The sequence below is a fragment of the Aliiglaciecola sp. CAU 1673 genome, assembly GCF_029223185.1.
Classification (GTDB): domain Bacteria; phylum Pseudomonadota; class Gammaproteobacteria; order Enterobacterales; family Alteromonadaceae; genus Bowmanella.
Window position 1 is genome coordinate 1 of record NZ_JARHUG010000023.1, and the last position, 16,599, is coordinate 16,599.

General features: G+C 50.8%; 17 protein-coding genes. 6 read left to right on the forward strand and 11 right to left on the reverse strand.

Features of this window, described 5'->3' with window-relative positions; genetic code table 11:
• Positions 1 to 167 precede the first annotated feature (167 nt).
• The 5 genes from P2G88_RS17715 to P2G88_RS17735 form a co-directional block, all read right to left on the reverse strand.
• Entirely contained in the window at positions 168 to 1,313 is a 1,146-nt protein-coding gene (locus P2G88_RS17715) for a hypothetical protein (protein WP_275798450.1), read from the reverse strand.
• Between the two features lie 10 nt (positions 1,314 to 1,323).
• Positions 1,324 to 1,764 (reverse strand): phosphate ABC transporter substrate-binding protein, encoded by a 441-nt coding sequence (locus tag P2G88_RS17720; protein WP_275798452.1) that lies wholly within the window; start codon positions 1,762 to 1,764, stop codon positions 1,324 to 1,326.
• Positions 1,765 to 2,070: 306 nt separating this feature from the next.
• Entirely contained in the window at positions 2,071 to 3,522 is a 1,452-nt protein-coding gene (locus P2G88_RS17725) for an NAD-dependent succinate-semialdehyde dehydrogenase (protein WP_275798454.1), read from the reverse strand.
• 116 nt (positions 3,523 to 3,638) lie between these two features.
• Positions 3,639 to 4,280, reverse strand: a complete 642-nt coding sequence (locus P2G88_RS17730) for a hypothetical protein (protein ID WP_275798457.1) — start codon at positions 4,278 to 4,280, stop codon at positions 3,639 to 3,641.
• A 32-nt stretch (positions 4,281 to 4,312) separates the two neighbouring features.
• Positions 4,313 to 4,897 (reverse strand): YiiX/YebB-like N1pC/P60 family cysteine hydrolase, encoded by a 585-nt coding sequence (locus tag P2G88_RS17735; protein ID WP_275798459.1) that lies wholly within the window; start codon positions 4,895 to 4,897, stop codon positions 4,313 to 4,315.
• A 204-nt stretch (positions 4,898 to 5,101) separates the two neighbouring features.
• Between P2G88_RS17735 and P2G88_RS17740 the strand changes: the two genes are divergently transcribed.
• Both P2G88_RS17740 and P2G88_RS17745 read left to right on the forward strand, forming a co-directional pair.
• Positions 5,102 to 6,004 carry a ribokinase gene (locus P2G88_RS17740; protein ID WP_275798461.1) on the forward strand — a complete coding sequence of 301 codons (903 nt, stop codon included), beginning with the start codon at positions 5,102 to 5,104 and terminating at the stop codon, positions 6,002 to 6,004.
• A complete protein-coding gene (locus tag P2G88_RS17745; RefSeq protein ID WP_275798464.1) occupies positions 6,001 to 6,954 on the forward strand; it encodes a nucleoside hydrolase in 954 nt (317 codons plus the stop codon). The genes P2G88_RS17740 and P2G88_RS17745 overlap by 4 nt, the downstream gene beginning before the upstream one ends.
• A 26-nt stretch (positions 6,955 to 6,980) precedes the next feature.
• Here P2G88_RS17745 and P2G88_RS17750 read toward each other — a convergent pair whose 3' ends face one another.
• On the reverse strand, positions 6,981 to 7,868 hold the full coding sequence (locus tag P2G88_RS17750; RefSeq protein WP_275798467.1) for a patatin family protein: 888 nt from the start codon (positions 7,866 to 7,868) through the stop codon (positions 6,981 to 6,983).
• Positions 7,869 to 8,041: 173 nt separating this feature from the next.
• On the opposite strand from P2G88_RS17750, the gene P2G88_RS17755 reads away from it, so the two are divergent.
• Positions 8,042 to 9,334, forward strand: coding sequence for an amidohydrolase (locus P2G88_RS17755; protein ID WP_275798470.1), 1,293 nt, complete (start codon positions 8,042 to 8,044; stop codon positions 9,332 to 9,334).
• A gap of 37 nt (positions 9,335 to 9,371) precedes the next feature.
• Here the strand turns inward: P2G88_RS17755 and P2G88_RS19460 are convergent, their stop codons facing one another.
• The 3 genes from P2G88_RS19460 to P2G88_RS17765 all read right to left on the reverse strand — a co-directional run bounded on the left by P2G88_RS19460 (position 9,372) and on the right by P2G88_RS17765 (position 11,735).
• Positions 9,372 to 9,728, reverse strand: coding sequence for a phosphoribosyltransferase family protein (locus P2G88_RS19460; RefSeq protein WP_345798887.1), 357 nt, complete (start codon positions 9,726 to 9,728; stop codon positions 9,372 to 9,374).
• Between the two features lie 3 nt (positions 9,729 to 9,731).
• Complete coding sequence (locus P2G88_RS19465; protein ID WP_345798886.1) at positions 9,732 to 10,013, reverse strand: phosphoribosyltransferase family protein; 282 nt, start codon at positions 10,011 to 10,013, stop codon at positions 9,732 to 9,734.
• Between the two features lie 102 nt (positions 10,014 to 10,115).
• Positions 10,116 to 11,735: a cytochrome c peroxidase gene (locus P2G88_RS17765; protein WP_275798473.1), complete on the reverse strand. Its 1,620-nt coding sequence runs from the start codon at positions 11,733 to 11,735 to the stop codon at positions 10,116 to 10,118.
• Between the two features lie 148 nt (positions 11,736 to 11,883).
• On the opposite strand from P2G88_RS17765, the gene P2G88_RS17770 reads away from it, so the two are divergent.
• On the forward strand, positions 11,884 to 13,302 hold the full coding sequence (locus tag P2G88_RS17770; RefSeq protein WP_275798476.1) for an ATP-binding protein: 1,419 nt from the start codon (positions 11,884 to 11,886) through the stop codon (positions 13,300 to 13,302).
• Positions 13,303 to 13,313: 11 nt separating this feature from the next.
• Positions 13,314 to 13,976, forward strand: a complete 663-nt coding sequence (locus tag P2G88_RS17775) for a response regulator (protein ID WP_275798478.1) — start codon at positions 13,314 to 13,316, stop codon at positions 13,974 to 13,976.
• A gap of 46 nt (positions 13,977 to 14,022) precedes the next feature.
• Here the strand turns inward: P2G88_RS17775 and P2G88_RS17780 are convergent, their stop codons facing one another.
• Complete coding sequence (locus P2G88_RS17780; protein ID WP_275798481.1) at positions 14,023 to 15,270, reverse strand: malic enzyme-like NAD(P)-binding protein; 1,248 nt, start codon at positions 15,268 to 15,270, stop codon at positions 14,023 to 14,025.
• Positions 15,271 to 15,888: 618 nt separating this feature from the next.
• On the opposite strand from P2G88_RS17780, the gene P2G88_RS17785 reads away from it, so the two are divergent.
• Positions 15,889 to 16,203, forward strand: a complete 315-nt coding sequence (locus P2G88_RS17785; protein WP_275798484.1) for a DUF3718 domain-containing protein — start codon at positions 15,889 to 15,891, stop codon at positions 16,201 to 16,203.
• Between the two features lie 116 nt (positions 16,204 to 16,319).
• Here P2G88_RS17785 and rpmE read toward each other — a convergent pair whose 3' ends face one another.
• Entirely contained in the window at positions 16,320 to 16,532 is a 213-nt protein-coding gene (rpmE, locus tag P2G88_RS17790; RefSeq protein ID WP_275798486.1) for a 50S ribosomal protein L31, read from the reverse strand.
• Positions 16,533 to 16,599: the final 67 nt, after the last annotated feature.

Below are 16,599 nucleotides of genomic sequence, written 5' to 3' on the forward strand. Positions count from 1 at the left end.
AAGATAGCAATATCACGCATGGTGTTGATTTCTAGTTGGTTTTTGGCGAAATGAATTAGATCATTTAGCACCATGCGTGTCTATCTTATTGAATCTGCTTTGTTTTATGAGGGGATTCGCTAGATCTGGGCGTCCCTGCCCAACTAATCTTAAGTTGACGACTACCACTAGAAGATAAAGTCGACGCCAAATGTTAACGCCGTAGAGTCCCCGTGGTAATTCCATCCGGTAGGTGCATGACCTTGGTCGACAAATTTGTCTAACTGGATTTTAAAGGCCGCAGTTGGAATAAAGTCATATCTTAAACCTACGCTTAGCAAATAGTGCTCTTCTAGATCCTCGGTAGGTGGTGTTGCTTTAGTGCGCTCATGATCGGCCTTTGAGTAGCTTATATAAGGTTGGAATTCGTCAATGCTGTACGCCAAGGATATCAGATAAGTCGGGAATTCAGTTCCTCTGACATCGTCATAATCCACAAAATTATAGTCAAACAGAATGGTTAACGGATATAGGTTGATTGTCCCGCCAAATCCGATAAATGACTGTGAAAAATGTCGATTACTTGTCATCGAACCATCGGGAAAGAATATGTCTCTGTCCCTATCGTTGACAAAGTAAACAAATCGAACATCAAAATATTCGCCGGAGACGTTCCAGTTAAAGCCGGTAATGTCTGTCCAGAATTCATCTACGGATGAAGCTCCGGTTCCATATAGTCTCTCATAAAACAACATTTCCTTGTTGTCTTTGGAGTACTCATTGCCATAGAAGAAATTAACCGTGTGGTTGTACTCGCCCCACACAAAGGTATACAGGGCCTGCACTGCATTAAATTGGGTGACTTGCCACCAGTAAAGGTTTGCAGGTGGTCTGATCCAAGGATAAGCATAACCAACCTCAGAAAACTCCGAGAAGTAGTACATTGGAATATTCCGACGGCCAGCCATAAATGTCCAATCTTCATTGAGCTTATAGGTTAAGTAGAACCAGTCTAAATCCGGACTGAATTCGTCTACTGCCTTAGAAACGAGCTGTGCGGTAATAGATACATTATCTGAAAGCTTTGTTTTGGCCTGCAAGGCAAAAACGGTTTCAGGTTTAAAAGAAAAATCATTATTGTACTGACCAACGTCATAGAAGTCGGCAGTAAAAATTTCGTCTCTTCTTTCTCCAATATTTATTGGGTCATCAACGGTTCCAAAAGTCTTACCGGCAACAATTGAACCATAACCGCTAAATTCAACGTTTACACTGAAGACTTGTGTTGAAAACAGAGAGATAGCCAGGGCAATCAAGTAGATATGTTTTTTCATAGTCTTTTCCTCAATAAGTTGCCACAACTTTCACGGTTGAATTTACCGAAGAAGCATCGACATAACTTATTGCTCCTTCATTTTGTGCGACCGTAGAAATGATTTCTGCATCGTTAGCAAGCTCTTGAGGCATGGTTCCCTTACCCGTAAAAACCAGCTTTGCCCAATAGGCATTTACCTGGCTGCTATTGCGACCGATAACTTTTTCGTTAAAGCTGTCCCTGGTAGGGGACTCCTTTAATCCATTAATCGGAATGGCAACTTTTCCGTCGTCATATTTATTGCGTTTTCCCATAAAGATCCCTTCTATGGCTGCCTTGTCGATAGCATTTGCATTGGATGGATGGACAATAACCGCAATTTCCGCACTTGCCATAAAGGACACGAAAGCGGTTACTCCGATTAGAGCTTTTATTACAGGGCTTTTAAAGCCAAGGGGTACTTTCTTCATCTTGGACTCCTAGTTTCATATGTAAGTGTGCTCGTTCATTACTGCAAACTAAGAATAAGCAAAAAGTTCTTTTCGGGAATTATCACTACTACCGTATAGCTCTCCTCTTGGGGTTGGGTGGATGGTAAGTAACAACAAACATTTCAATTAAGGTAGTTGACGGTCGTCATCTACTCCTGACCGAAATATAGACACACATTATGAGAAATGTAGGAGAGAAAATTTGCTTTGTGAAAATATTGTCAAAAAATAAACAGGGCCCAGCAGGGTAGGCCAAAGCCCTGGTTTCAAGCGAAGGGACTTAAGTTAGATCCCCCCCATACACAAATACTTAATTTCCATATAATCATCCAGACCGTATTTGGAGCCTTCGCGGCCAAAGCCGGATTGTTTCATACCGCCAAAGGGCGCGGCCGGGTTGGAGATGGCGCCTTCGTTAATGCCCACCATGCCGTAGTCCAGGCCTTCGGCAACCCTCCATACCCGGCCGATATCACGTGCATAGAAATAGGCGGCCAGGCCAAATTCAGTGTCATTGGCAAGCTGGATGGCTTCTTTCTCGGTAACAAAAGGGATCATGGGCACCACAGGGCCAAAGATCTCTTCCTGGGCGATGGGCATATGGTTGCTGACCAATCCCAGAAGAGTTGGCTCGAAAAACAGTTTGCCCATATCTGTGGACTTGCCGCCAATTAATATTCTGGCTCCCTGGCTGACCGATTCATTGATCAGTTCCTGTACCTTATCCACTGCCGATTCGGAAATCAGCGGGCCAATGGTGACACCTTCATCCAGGCCATTACCTACTTTAAGTTCTTTAATGGCTGATGTGAGTTTTTCACTGAATTCGGGATACACCCCTTGCTGCACAAAAATACGGTTGGCACAGACGCAGGTTTGCCCGGCGTTACGGAATTTACTGGCAATCAGGCCTTTTACGGCCGCATCCAGGTCGGCATCGTCAAACACAATAAAGGGCGCATTACCGCCAAGCTCCATACTGACCTTCTTCACACCGCCGGCGCATTGGGCAATCAGTGCTTTGCCCACGCCGGTAGAGCCGGTGAAGGTAAATTTGCGCACCAAGGGATGCTCGGTCAGCACCTTGCCTATGGCTTTGGCATCTTTGCCGGTAACCACGTTAAACACCCCGGGTGGAATACCTGCTCGACGGGCCAGCTCAGCCATGGCCAGCGCCGAAAGTGGGGTCTCGGAAGCGGGTTTAACCACGAAAGTGCAGCCCGCGGCCAGAGCGGCTGCCGCTTTACGGGCAATCATGGCATTGGGAAAATTCCAGGGCGTAATGGCGGTGACTACGCCGACTGGCTGTTTGATCACTACCAAACGTTTGTCGTTACTTGGGCCTGGGATGGTATCCCCGTATATGCGCTTGGCTTCTTCGGCAAACCATTGCACAAAGCCTGCTCCATAGGCCACTTCGCCTTTAGCTTCGGCCAATGGCTTGCCCTGCTCCTGAGTGAGGATGAGCCCTAAGTCCTCTTGATGATTCATCATCAGCTTGTACCAAGCATACAAGAGATTGGCACGTTCGGCGGCGGGTTTGGCAGCCCATTCAGGAAAGGCACGGTGGGCAGCATCAACAGCCATTTTTACTTCTTCAGCAGAGCACTCGCTGACATCGGCCAGCACCTTACCATTGGCAGGATTACGCACCGAAAAGCGCTTGTCTCGATTAAGCCATTGCCCATCGACAAAGGCATCAACCTTGGCCAGGGTAGGATCCATTAATCCCAACATCTTGTCCCCCTCTACCAGCTGTTTGGCTGGCCGTTAAAAAAGGCCCTGATGGATTTTGTGATTGTCACCAGGTGCAATATTGCTCTTTTCGACACCCCAACTAAGGATAGTGTCCACTACCTGTCAACACTGTCAGCTGCGGCGACCACCTTAGCCAGGGATTTCTCCAAATCCGGTAGCAAGGCCATATGTTTGACATGTAGATAATGATAGACGACTTGTGTTTCTAACGGAGGCTGGGCGATTTGAATACTGCCCAACTGGGGATCATGTCTGTCTGCGATAACGAATAATCCATAGCTCAGCCGACCATTGGCAAGCATGGCCATTATTTGCTGTAGGTCCTTCATGTCTAAGGTTTTGGCCCGATGTTCTTTCATGATCACATCGGCATGGTTATTACCTGAAGGCACGGCCACCGTGGTAGCGGGATCCTCAAGTACCTGATTATCACAAGCGGCCTGCGGCGAACAAATAAGGTGGATGGAGATCTTCAGCAACGGCACCTTTACCTTAATCATATTGGGCAAGTCGGCTGCAATGGGACCCACCCGCGCGGCTAATCCATCTACCTCTCCACGGATGGCCATTAGCCGTCCACGTTCAAATGGCATAGGTTCGAATTGCAGCTGCAAGCCCAATTCTGCGTATGCGTCCTTTAATAACTGATTCAGGAATGACGCAGTGGGATGCTCAATGTAGCTGATAAGCAAGGGAGACGGTTGTTTGGCGATGACACAAGACGTAAAGCCAGCCATCAGCAACAGCCTCAAGTATGGTGTATGTATCACTATCTCAGCCTACCCACCCGCTCAAGCAAGGGAGATTTGGCGATACTGCCTGGCGACGTAAAGTGATGGGGCTGCAGAATATCCAAATCCAGGTCACCGGCATTATAAATGGCCGATACGTATTCTGAGCAAAAGTAGCTGGAGGCAATATCATGGGGTTGCCAGCCGCGCCTTTTTTTCAAGGTACCGGTGACCAACTTGAAGAAGAAGGGGAAGAGGCGCCAGGTAGCGTACTTCTTACCTAGTTGTTTTAAGGCAAAGTACAGCATCTCTTGTCGCTTTTCGGCGCTTAACTCGGTGCTTTCTTGCAAACGAAAGTAGTCGATACCGCCCGGATAATGCTCCAGGTTTTTGGAGATGGGGCTGACAACGACGCCTGGGGCCGTGGCTTCCAATACCATTAATCTGTCTCCCCACCAGGCAACGATACCGGCATGGGAGTAGTCGGTTTTACAGGCCCAACGGATTAAGCGCGAAAACGCACTGGCCCCTTTGAACAACAATATATCGCCATTTTTCATCTGCCCACGGAGCTGTTGGTAGTCCAATAAACTGTCGGACTCTGAGGCGGTTTCTGCGTTCATTTTGTGTGCTGTTCCTATCCCTTTGCTGTGCTGCTAATTATTTAAGCAGTATTTCAAAAATAACGAAAAGACAATTGCTTAGGACACCAATGCAATAAACCTCAAGCCTGGTATTTCAACAAGCCTTGGCAAAATCCCGGCTTTCTTGCTATGTTCCGGGCAAAAACGAGCAAGGAGCAGGGCCAAGGCCCGCGAAAATCATCTATGGCCATTTATAATCTCGGTTCCATTAACTGGGACCATTGCTATTCCGTCCCTCATTTCGTGCGCCCTGGTGAAACGCTGTCGTCCAGGGATTATCAACGCTTTCTGGGTGGTAAAGGCGCCAATCAATCAGTTGCAGCTGTGCGCGCAGGTGCCTGGGTGCACCATATCGGCGCAGTTGCCGAAGACGATGTGCAGGTCAGGAGTTTGATTGCCGAATATCAGGTTGCGCCTGACGGTTTGATGTTGATACCCGGGCAGGCCACTGGCCATGCTATTATCCAAATCAATGCCGAGGGCGAGAACGCCATTATTCTGTTCCCGGGCTGTAACCGTTTGCTGACCATGGAATGGATCGAACAGCAGTTTGGCGAGGCCAACTCCCATGATTGGCTGCTGCTGCAAAATGAGACTAATCTGGTGCAAGAGTCCGCCACAGTGGCCAAAGCCAGAGGCATGCAGGTGGCCTTTAATCCAGCCCCGATGGACAAAGATCTGACCCTGGACATGCTCGATTACCTGGATTTGCTGATCGTTAATGAGGTGGAGTTAAGCGATCTTGCCGGTGTAGATGATCCCGAACGAGCCCTTGCCATGCTTAAACAAAAGGCGCCTAATCTGTCGCTTTTGATCACTCTGGGCGCCAAAGGGGCGCGCTATGAAGATCAAAAAACCTCGGCTCGCGTGGACGCCTTTAAGGTAGACGCGGTCGATACCACAGCTGCTGGCGATACTTTTATCGGTTACTTTTTGGCATCGCGCGCCGCCGCGCTGTCGGTTGAAGAATCTATGACCCGCGCCGCCGCTGCGTCCGCCATTTGCGTGACCCGGCAGGGCGCTATTCCCTCCATTCCGACCCTGTTGGAAGTAGAGGCTTTTATCAAGAACAGGAAGAATGCATGAAAACCAAGATCATTATCGATACGGATCCCGGTGTTGATGACGCCCTGGCCATCGTGATGGCCTTTAACAGTCCGGAGCTGGAAGTGCTGGGACTGACCACCGTATTTGGCAACGTGTCGGTAGAGCAAGCCGCCACCAATGCTTTAAGCCTGGTGGAATTATCCGGTGTTGATGTGCCAGTGTATAAAGGCGAAGCAGTGCCAGTTTCCCGCACCCCTGCGCCTTATGCTGATTTTGTGCATGGCGATGATGGTTTTGGCAATATCAATTGGCCGGCGCCTAAAGGTAAATTACAGGATCAGGATGCGGTCAGTTTTATTATTGAACAGGTACGCAAGTACCCCGGCGAAGTCACACTGATCCCCTTGGGGCCCTTGACCAACATTGCCAGAGCATTGGAGCAGGCACCGGACATTGCCGAGAAAGTCAAAGAGGTGGTGCTGATGGGTGGCGCTACCTATGTACCGGGCAATGTGACCCCGGTTGCCGAAGCCAATATCATCGGTGACCCCCATGCCGCTGACAAAGTGATGACTGCCAAGTGGCCTCTGGTGATGATTGGACTGGATGTGACCAGCAAAGTGCTGCTGACCCATGAGGCCATGGATCGCATCGCCGGCAGTAATACCGAGCAGTGCAAGTTCCTTAAGAAGGCCTCGGATTTCTATATCGAATTTTACCGTCAGACAGTGGGGATCTCCGGCTGTATGGTGCATGATCCCTCTTGTATCGCTTATGTGCTGGATCCTAGTCTGTTTAAAACCCAATCCGGCCGGTTGCGCGTAGTGACCGAAGGCATCACCATGGGTCAAACCACCTTTGCGCCCGGCACCCGCAAGTATGCCTACCCGGGTTGGGAGGATCTGCCCATGCAGAAAGTCTGTTTAGAGGTAGACGGTGACAGGTTGTTAGCCATGCTCGAGAAGCGGCTGACCACGCCATTGCACTAAGAGATTAAAAAAGGGCGGCTAAGGCTTTATGCCTGCTTGCGCTGCTCACGGCGCCATTGTCGTAAGAACCTGGCGCCCTCCCTTTTGCCCATCAGGTAGTCGTGACTGAGCATCTGACTGGTGGAACCCAACACCATGCTTTTTAAATCTTCTGTGGGCGCGATTTCCCATACCCGAACCCCTTCAGGTGGGTGGCGGATAAACTCCAGCGCCTGAGCATAACGCTCCTGATAAAGCAGATACATTTCCAGCATGCGCTGGGATTGTTTGACCCGTCTGAGGATGGGTTTAAGTCTGTCCAACATCGGTGATTGGCCATCAAAATCAGGGGGAACAGTGCGGATCACTACAATATCCCTGGCACCCTGTTCGTAAGCCCAGCGCACCGGAATAGGATCGGCTACACCGCCGTCAATCAATCTGTGTCCATCCAAGACCACGCCAGGCTTATATAAAAACGGAATGGCACTGGAGGCTTTTAAATGAGGGAACAAGTTGCTGCCATAAGTATGCAGATAATGTGCTTTCAGGCTTTCGGCATCGGTTGCAACTGAATAAAAGTTAGACTCGGGGGTCAGATCTGCCGGGTCCGTAGGAAACTTAAAGTCATCATCATGTTCAACCTGGTGAAAGTACCAGTCCAGGTCGATCAAATTGCCACCCATAAAAAACTTTGCCGGTTGGAAAAATTGTTGGGTGGTGGTGAGTTCGGCAATAGCAGAATGGGCGTAGCGGCTGGCCCGGGCGCAATAGGCAGCCAGATTTTGTGCGCCTGCCGACACGCCGACCTTGAGACCAAAGGGCCAAAACTGGTGTTTCAGGAAAATATCCAATACACCTGCAGTAAAAATCCCTTTCTGACCGCCGCCTTCTGCCACCAGAGCAAAACCATTGTGCTGATGAACTACTGACATGAGGCCCCCGATGTTTGTGCCACTGACTCTCCACTCATCTAATGGGATGGTTATGTTAAGTTTTAGGGCGTCTCAGATCAGATTCAAGGGCTGATACAAAAGAAATGCGACTTTGGTTGCGCTTGACTCTGACAGGTTAATCCCTAAAGTGAAATTTTACCCCGGAGAATCAAATGCATAAACACAGCCTCTGTTTGGCGCTGTTAGGATTCAGCGCCTTAGCCACCGCACAGGATGTAGAACAAAGAGCCACCCAAATCGAGCCAAAGGTGATTGAATGGCGTCGTCATTTTCACCAACATCCCGAACTCTCAAATCGTGAATTTGAAACTGCCAAATATATTGAAAAATACCTGCGCGGCTTGGGTTTAGAGGTACAAACGGGTGTCGCGAAAACCGGGGTCGTGGCCATTCTGGATTCGGGCAAGCCTGGCCCGGTAGTGGCTTTGCGTGCGGATATGGATGGTCTGCCGGTATTGGAACAAAACGATCTGCCGTTTCGCTCAAAGGTTACCGGAGAGCACAATGGCAATAAGGTCCCGGTGATGCATGCCTGTGGCCATGACACCCATATGGCCATGCTGATGGGCGCCGCCAAGATCCTGACCGATATGAAGTCTGAACTGAAAGGTAAAGTGAAGTTTATTTTCCAACCCGCTGAAGAGGGGGCGCCTCGCGGTGAAGTGGGTGGTGCCGAGATCATGGTCAAAGAAGGGGTTCTGAAAAAGCCTGATGTGGATGTGGTATTTGGCCTGCATATTAGTGCTGACACCGACGTGGGCACGGTAGAATATCGTCATGGCGGCATTATGGCTGCTGTAGACCCTTTCCGAATTGTGATTAAGGGCAAACAAGCTCACGGCGCCTATCCCTGGTTGAGCGTGGATCCGGTGACCACTGCCGCCCAGGTTATTATGGGCCTGCAAACTATTGTGAGTCGTGAGCTGGCGCTTACCGAAGATGCGGCCGTTATCACTATTGGCTCCATCCATGGTGGCAATCGTTCCAATATTATTCCTTCCGAAGTGGAGTTGGTCGGCACTATCCGAACTCTGAATGATCCTATGCGCAAGCATATTTACGAGGCCCTGCCACGCAAAGCAAAGGCCATCGCCGAGAGCATGCGAGCCGAAGTGGAAATCGATCTGCCGCTGGATTACAGCTATCCGGTGACCTTTAATGACCCCGCACTGATGGATAAGATGTTGCCGACATTGCAACGCACAGCGGGCCCCGATAAAGCCAAGGAGGTGAAAGCGGTAACTGGTGCGGAAGATTTCTCTTTCTTCCAGAAGGAAGTGCCTGGACTTTATCTGTTTGTTGGTGGCAAGCCCCTCGATTTACCCAAGGAGCAAGCGCCAGCCCACCACACCCCAGAGTTTAAGATTGATGAATCGGGGATGAAGCTTGGTGTTAAGCTGCTCACTAATCTGACGTTGGATTATATGGCATCGTCCGCAAAATAATGTGGTCTGTGGGGTAGAAACCGGTGTGGTTCTACCCCTAATTCGCTTCGCACAACAGCGTCAGCACCTTTTCGTCAGATACCGCATCAAATTCCTGATACCACCGCCCCACGGCATAGAAAGGATGCGGGGTATGCAGGCAAATCGCTTTATCAACCGATGGAATGAGCCTTTCCAGACTCTCCTTTGCTGCAACCGGCACAGCCAATATTAGTTCTTTTGGGTGCTGGCTTTTTAGCGCCTTGATTGCCGCGAGCATGGTTGCACCGGTGGCAATGCCATCATCCACCAGTATCACCACCTTCTCACTGATATCAGGCCAGGGCTTATTGTTGCAATAACGTTGTTGCCGCCTTGCGAGTTCGGCTTGCTCCTTTTGGGCAACCTCTTCGATTTCCTAGTCTGTGATGTTATTGCTATGGATTAGTGCCTTGTCCAGCACTCTTACATTGCCCGCGGCGATGGCACCCATGGCACACTCCGGTTGAAAAGGCAGGCCGAGCTTACGCACCAACATGACATCCAGCGGTGCACAGAGCGACCTGGCAATTTCAACACCCACAGGTACGCCGCCCCTGGGTAATGCCAGGATCAAGACATCATTTCTGTTGGCATAGTCTTGCAACTGCTGCGCTAAGGCCTTACCGGCACTGCGCCTGTCCTGAATCAGTGGATACATAAGACCCGCCTTACTCTTTAATGGCGTAAGAAATTATAGAAAGGCTTTTCAGATCTTGGCGTTGAGTGGGTGATCAATAAGGAGAGCCGAAGCTCCCCTTTTCTATAAAGCCCTACCGCGCCGGTCATGACCAATTAACGGGTTATCGTCGGGGAAGGCGACTCTGTCTTTTGGCTCCACAATCCAGGGTGTCAGACAGCGACGGTCCTTCACGCAGGGATCGGTTTGGGCCCTTAAGAAGGCCGCCAAATCTTTAATCTGCTGATCATCCAGGCTGGTATCGAACAACAGGAACGAACTGGATTGAGCATCACCTGTACGGGCCTTCTCCAGACGCTCCGCCGCGGCCACCGAGCTGGCATAGGCATCCGGATAGAGGGCGTCGCAGCTTTGTCCGGTTTTTTGCAGGATGTCCTGAATTTGCGGCAGCTTACAAAAGGGCACTTGCTCCCCATTTTCGGGCATAAAGGGCTGTCCCTCCTTGGCGGCAAAGAGTTTATCGATAGCCGCACCAGGCCCGGTGTAGTGACGAACTACATCTTCCAGCCTTCGATACGCACCGGCATGGCCATAAGGACCGGTTTCAGAGACATTCAGCAGGCTTGGTGTGCGGAACAGGTACTGATCTGCTTCATTGCCCGTGATCGCCTCCCGCCCGTTATCGGCGGCCAAGCCATCAATCTCTACTTTTCCGTTGCCAATCTGGGGGAAGGCAACCAGATGGAAGCGTCCATCGGAAAGGGTATCGCCGTTATGGCAGGCCAGACAGCTGGCGCCCCCCTGACTGCCGAACCGGAAGAACAACAACGCGCCACGTTTTTGCGAGTCGCTGATGGCTTTGTTATCACCGCGCAGATAGGCCTGCCAGGGATTGTTCACAAACAGCATAGAGCGCTGGTATTCACCCAGGGCATGGCTGATGCGATCAACACTCACCTCTTGATCGCCATAAGCCCGCTCAAAGGCCAACGGCCATTGGCTAAAAAAGTCGGGCAAGCTGTTATCAAAGCGTTCAGACAATGCCTCGCGCAGAGTTTGATTATCGATACCAGGCAGAAATTCACCACGCATCTCCTCTACTGATGTCACCGGAAATCTCGCCTGGGCTGATGCCAAGGTGGCGTCCTGAGCCAGGTTGGTATCCGGTTGACCTGCCCCTGAATCTGGCGTGCTGATAGTGCCATCAGGCAGGCGTTCGATGCGTCCATCCCAAAACATATTGCGCTCCTGAAGTCCCAGGTTAAATACCGTGGGGGCATTGCGTGGCACCAGTGGCAAATTATGCTCTTGCTCACCTTGGAAGCGTCCCTGACCGAGCAGGTCAGAACTGCTATGGTCAAACATATCAACCGCATCCACGCCCACCGAAAGACTAAGGCCATCGCCACCGCCCAATGCAGGATGATGGCAGCTGACACAGGCCACTGACCCCTCGCCGCCCAGATTTTTGGCGAAGAACAGTCTTTTACCCAGCTGTGCCACCGGATCGTTGATATTGGGTAGTGCCAATGACGCGGGATCAATGGGCTCAAGACTTAAGTTGCTGATCAGCTCGCGCAACTCTTCATCCAAAGCGCTGACAGGTGGAGCCGGATCTGCCGGGCGCGGCTGACCCGGTGGCGGAGCAGGCCGCTGCTGGGCAAGAGTTGAAGGGATAGTCAGCAGGCACAACAGCCAGCTAGCCAGAGTGGTTTTTGTGAAGCCTGTTGTCGCGAAGGCCATAGGGTTTCCTCACTGATGTGCCATTAGTGGACTTACACATCAAGCTAGAGCGCAAAAGTGCAGGAATTGCGCAAGCATTGTGCAAATATTGTGAAAGCGGCAGGCTGCCTTTGCGAAGCAGGCATGCAAAGAGGTATGTTGTTGCGCTATGGGTATACAAAATAAAGTTTTTGGCGTGTTTCTGCTGGCCAGCGCCTTCTTGGCGCTGGGCCTGGTGCTGCTTGTTCAATGGAGCCTGGATCGTGGCATGTTGGCCTATGTGAATAAGCAGGAAGTGGAGCGCATGACACCGCTGGTAACGGCCTTGGCTGATTTTCACCAGCGCCAGGGTAATTGGCGTCGTCTGGAAGATAACAACAGAGCGTTCCGCCGTCTGGTGGAACAAAGCATTGAAGGGCCTATGCAACCCCCGCCTCCCAGAGCGGCGGAAAGAGAGCCACAAAGGCGCCCTCCCCCCAACCAGCGTCCTGTGGCCGAGAACAACCCGCCGCCGCCACATCCCCTGGCCTTGCTTGATGCTGCCGGTGAACACCTGGTAGGACATTATCCACCGGACAGGCAATACCACCTGCTACCCATTGAGCAAGAGGGAGAGTTGGTGGGTTATCTGGCCGTGGCAAAACGTGATCGGCTGGCCGATGGCTATGAGCTTAACTTTGTGACTGAGCAACAAACCAATTTGTTGTGGCTGGCATTGTTGCTTTTGGTCTTTGTATGGCTTATCAGCTTGCCTCTGGCAAGGCATTTGGTTGGGCCCATAAGGCGCATCACCGCCGCCATGAGCCAACTGACAAAAGGCCAGTATCAGTTGCGTTTGCGTACCGATCGCAAGGATGAAATCGGCATACTGACCGCCGACTTTAATCAGTTGGCAGAAACGCTGGAAAGTAACGAAGCGTCAAGACGCCGCTGGCTTGCCGATATCTCCCATGAGCTGCGCACCCCGGTGGCGGTATTGAAAGGTGAACTGGAGGCTATTCAAGACGGTATTCGACCTCTGAATCAGGAACAAATCGCCTCCTTACAGGAAGAAGTAATTCAACTACAGCAATTGATTGAAGATTTGCACCAACTGAACACCCTGGGGCTGGGCGACAGGCAGTTCCAGATGGGCTCAATAGATATCACGGCCTTTGTGCAAAGTTATGGCGCCAAACAGGCTGAACTCCTTAAAGAGCAGGGTATTGAGCTATCGCTGCAGTTACCCGGCCAGAGCATCAAGGTCAAGGGCGATACAGCCAGATTGCGGCAGGTATTGGACAATCTGTTTGCCAATCTGCGTCGCTATGCCGACGGGGCTAATCAGGCTAGATTATGCTTAACCTCGGAAGGCGAACAGGCCAAGCTGGTGGTGGAAGACAATGGCATCGGCGTTCCTTCTCAGCATCTGAACCATCTGTTTGATCCCCTTTACCGGGTGGACAGTGCCCGCAATCGCCAACAAGGCGGCAGTGGTCTGGGATTGGCGATTTGCAGGCAAATTATCGAAGCCCATGGTGGTCAGATTGATGCGTCAGCATCGACCCTGGGCGGACTTGCCATTACACTGTGGTTACCCCTGGACTAAATCACAGATGCATGCCCAAGTTATTGATTGTAGAGGACGAGCAAAAGCTGGCTGGACTCCTTGCCGACTACTTCGGCAAAGACGGATTTGAGGTGACTCAACGGCATGAAGGCAGCGGCGTGGTGGCATGGTGTCGCCAGCATGAGGTAGACGCCATTTTGCTGGATCTGATGTTGCCGGGCATGGATGGCTTGGAGATCTGCCGCCAGTTACGCCAATTCAGCGCTGTGCCCATTCTGATGTTGACCGCCAGGGTAGAAGAAATCGACCGTTTGCTCGGACTGGAGCTGGGCGCCGATGACTATATCTGCAAGCCATTCAGCCCGCGAGAGGTGGTGGCCAGGGTGAAAGCGGTGCTCAGACGTACTCAGGGCAATATACTTCAGCAGCGTCCCTGGCAGTTAGACGCCGACAGATTGGAAGTGCGTGCAGGCGAGCATTGCATTCAGCTGACGGCCATCGAGTTTCATATCCTGTCCCTGTTGGCGGCCCAGCCAGGGCGTATCTATTCACGTAGCCAGCTGATGGATGCCATGTATCAGGATCATCGCGTGGTCAGTGAGCGCACTATCGACAGTCATATCAAAAAGCTGCGTAAGAAGCTGGAAGAGTGCCAGCAGCAACTGGCAATTCAATCGGTCTACGGCGTGGGTTACCGTCTGGAAGTGCAATAACAGCCCAACGCCTATTGGTTGGGCTGTTGTTTCATGTCGCTCTTTCCTAGTCTTCCATATAGCCTTTGGGCAGGGCTTCAAAAGCGGATGCGCCGGAGCTGATAGCTGCTTCGGCCACGGCTTTTGCAACACGTTTGCACAGGCGCGGATCCATCGGCTTGGGGATAATGTACTGGCGTCCAAACTCCAACTTATCCACGTTTGCTGCCTTGAGTACGGATGCCGGCACGGATTCCTTGGCGATACTGCGAATGGCTTCTACAGCCGCTACTTTCATCTCATCGTTGATGTTTTTGGCCCGCACATCCAACGCCCCACGGAAGATAAAGGGGAAGCACAGTACGTTGTTTACCTGGTTAGGATAATCCGAACGACCGGTCGCCATTATCAGGTCATCGCGCTGGGCGTGCGCTAACTCCGGCTTGATTTCCGGATCCGGGTTGGAGCAGGCGAATACGATAGGGTTGGGCGCCATCAGTTTTAATGCTTCTGGCGGCAATACATCGGGTCCGGATACCCCCACAAACACATCGGCGCCTTCCAGGACGTCTTCCAGGGTGCGCTTGTCGGTATTGTTGGCGAACATATGCTTGTGCGGCGTCAAATCATCACGACGGGTATGGATGACCCCTTTGCGGTCCAGCATGTAGATGCGTTCACGCTGAGCACCACATTTGATCAACAGCTCCATACAGGCCACGGCAGCAGCACCGGCACCCATACAAATAATGGTCACGTCGTGGATATGCTTGCCCTGAATTTCCAAGGCATTGAGCATGCCGGCGGCGGTCACGATGGCAGTACCGTGCTGATCGTCATGGAATACCGGCACATTGCAGCGCTTGATCAACTCTTGCTCTATCTCGAAGCACTCCGGGGCTTTGATATCTTCGAGGTTAATACCGCCGAAGGTATCGGCGATATTGGCCACCGTATTGATAAATTCTTCGGTAGTGCGGTGTTTTACTTCGATATCGATGGCATCGAGACCGGCGAAGCGTTTAAACAGTAGCGCCTTACCTTCCATCACGGGTTTAGACGCCAGTGGTCCCAGGTTGCCCAGACCCAGAATAGCGGTGCCGTTAGAAATTACCGCCACCATATTGCCTTTGCCGGTGTACTTGTAGGCGGCATCGGGATCGGCCGCGATTTCCTTCACGGGCTCGGCGACACCGGGGCTGTAGGCCAGAGCCAGGTCGCCGACACTCTCGGCTGGTTTAGTCAGCTCAACGCTGATTTTCCCGGGGCGGGGAAGCGCATGGTAATCCAGTGCTTTTTGACGAAAATCGGACATTGTTGCCTCTGATTATGCTGTAGGGAACGTGTAAGAGCGGTTTCTGCTTCTTCTTCGGTGCGCGACATTAGCATAGCACCTGCTGACAACATATCAGATCAGGTCAGCGCTGCCGACTGCAAAAAGCCTATAAATAGAAGGCGTTAGGAATATACCACTGGATAGATGCATACTTATGTCAGGGCCCTTATCGCGGGTCTGAGCCGTTCAGCCTAATCCCCGTAAGTTTAAGTAGCCAGAGACGTAACGATTAAAAATGTTGTTCTGCTGCATAAGCGTTTTGCTGCTACGAATATAAAAATCTACTGAGATTTTGGCGTTTTTTGGCTGGCGCAGTGTTGGAATTTTGTTAAATGCGCTATCCGGGCTCAAAATTACTGTGTTAAAAAACGGATTTTTAATAATGGTTTTATCTAAGGAGCATTTTTATGTGTATAAAAATGCCAAAATTCATCTAAAAAAGTAAATAAAAACAGATAGATAAATTGCTTTCTATTTTTTAACCCGCCAGTTTTCAGGTTGTTAACGCAATTGCCAAAATCTGCTAACAGAAACTCTTTGAATTTTGCCCCATAAGTTAGGTGACGCAATATCGCGTTGCTACGAAAGGGGATTACGATGAAATTCCTGAAATTAACTGTTCTGTGTGCGGCAATATCAACAATGACCTTTGCCAGCGAAGAGAAGCCGATCCAGTACATCGGCGATCTTTCTTTTGCTGACTTTTGTCAGGCGGTAGTTGAAGACGACGTGCTTCTGCTTAGGCGGGCATTGAGCCGCATGGTTGGGAATATCGGTTTGACCGAGTCTCATGTATTGAAACGCATCGTTGCTGAACCGAGTGTTGAATGCAATGGACTCAATCTAATCGAATTTTCTAAAAAAAGAGGGGCAACAGACGTGTATGCTTTTATTCAGCAGCGACAGTCTTAATACAAACTCAACAAGCGGAAAGGGCAGCTGTGCTGCCCTTTTTTATGGCGTCGGGACATTTTCTCCCGGCCAAAAGAAAAGGCGCCAATTGGCGCCTTTCCCAGTATTCTGCAAGCTTACTTCTTGCCCAGCATACCGAAACGCTTGTTGAAGCGATCTACGCGGCCGCCGGTGTCAACGTTACGCTGCTTGCCGGTGTAGAAAGGGTGGCACTCTGAACATACGTCCAAGAAGATGTCTTTCTTCAGGGTAGAACGGATGGCCAGCTTGTTACCACAAGAGCAAGTAGCTGTAATAGCTTGATATTCTGGGTGGATACCTTCTTTCATGGATTACCTCGTATTCAGGCCGTATCGCTATCCGGCCCGCAGCCGAACACCATACGCTGTTTAAAAA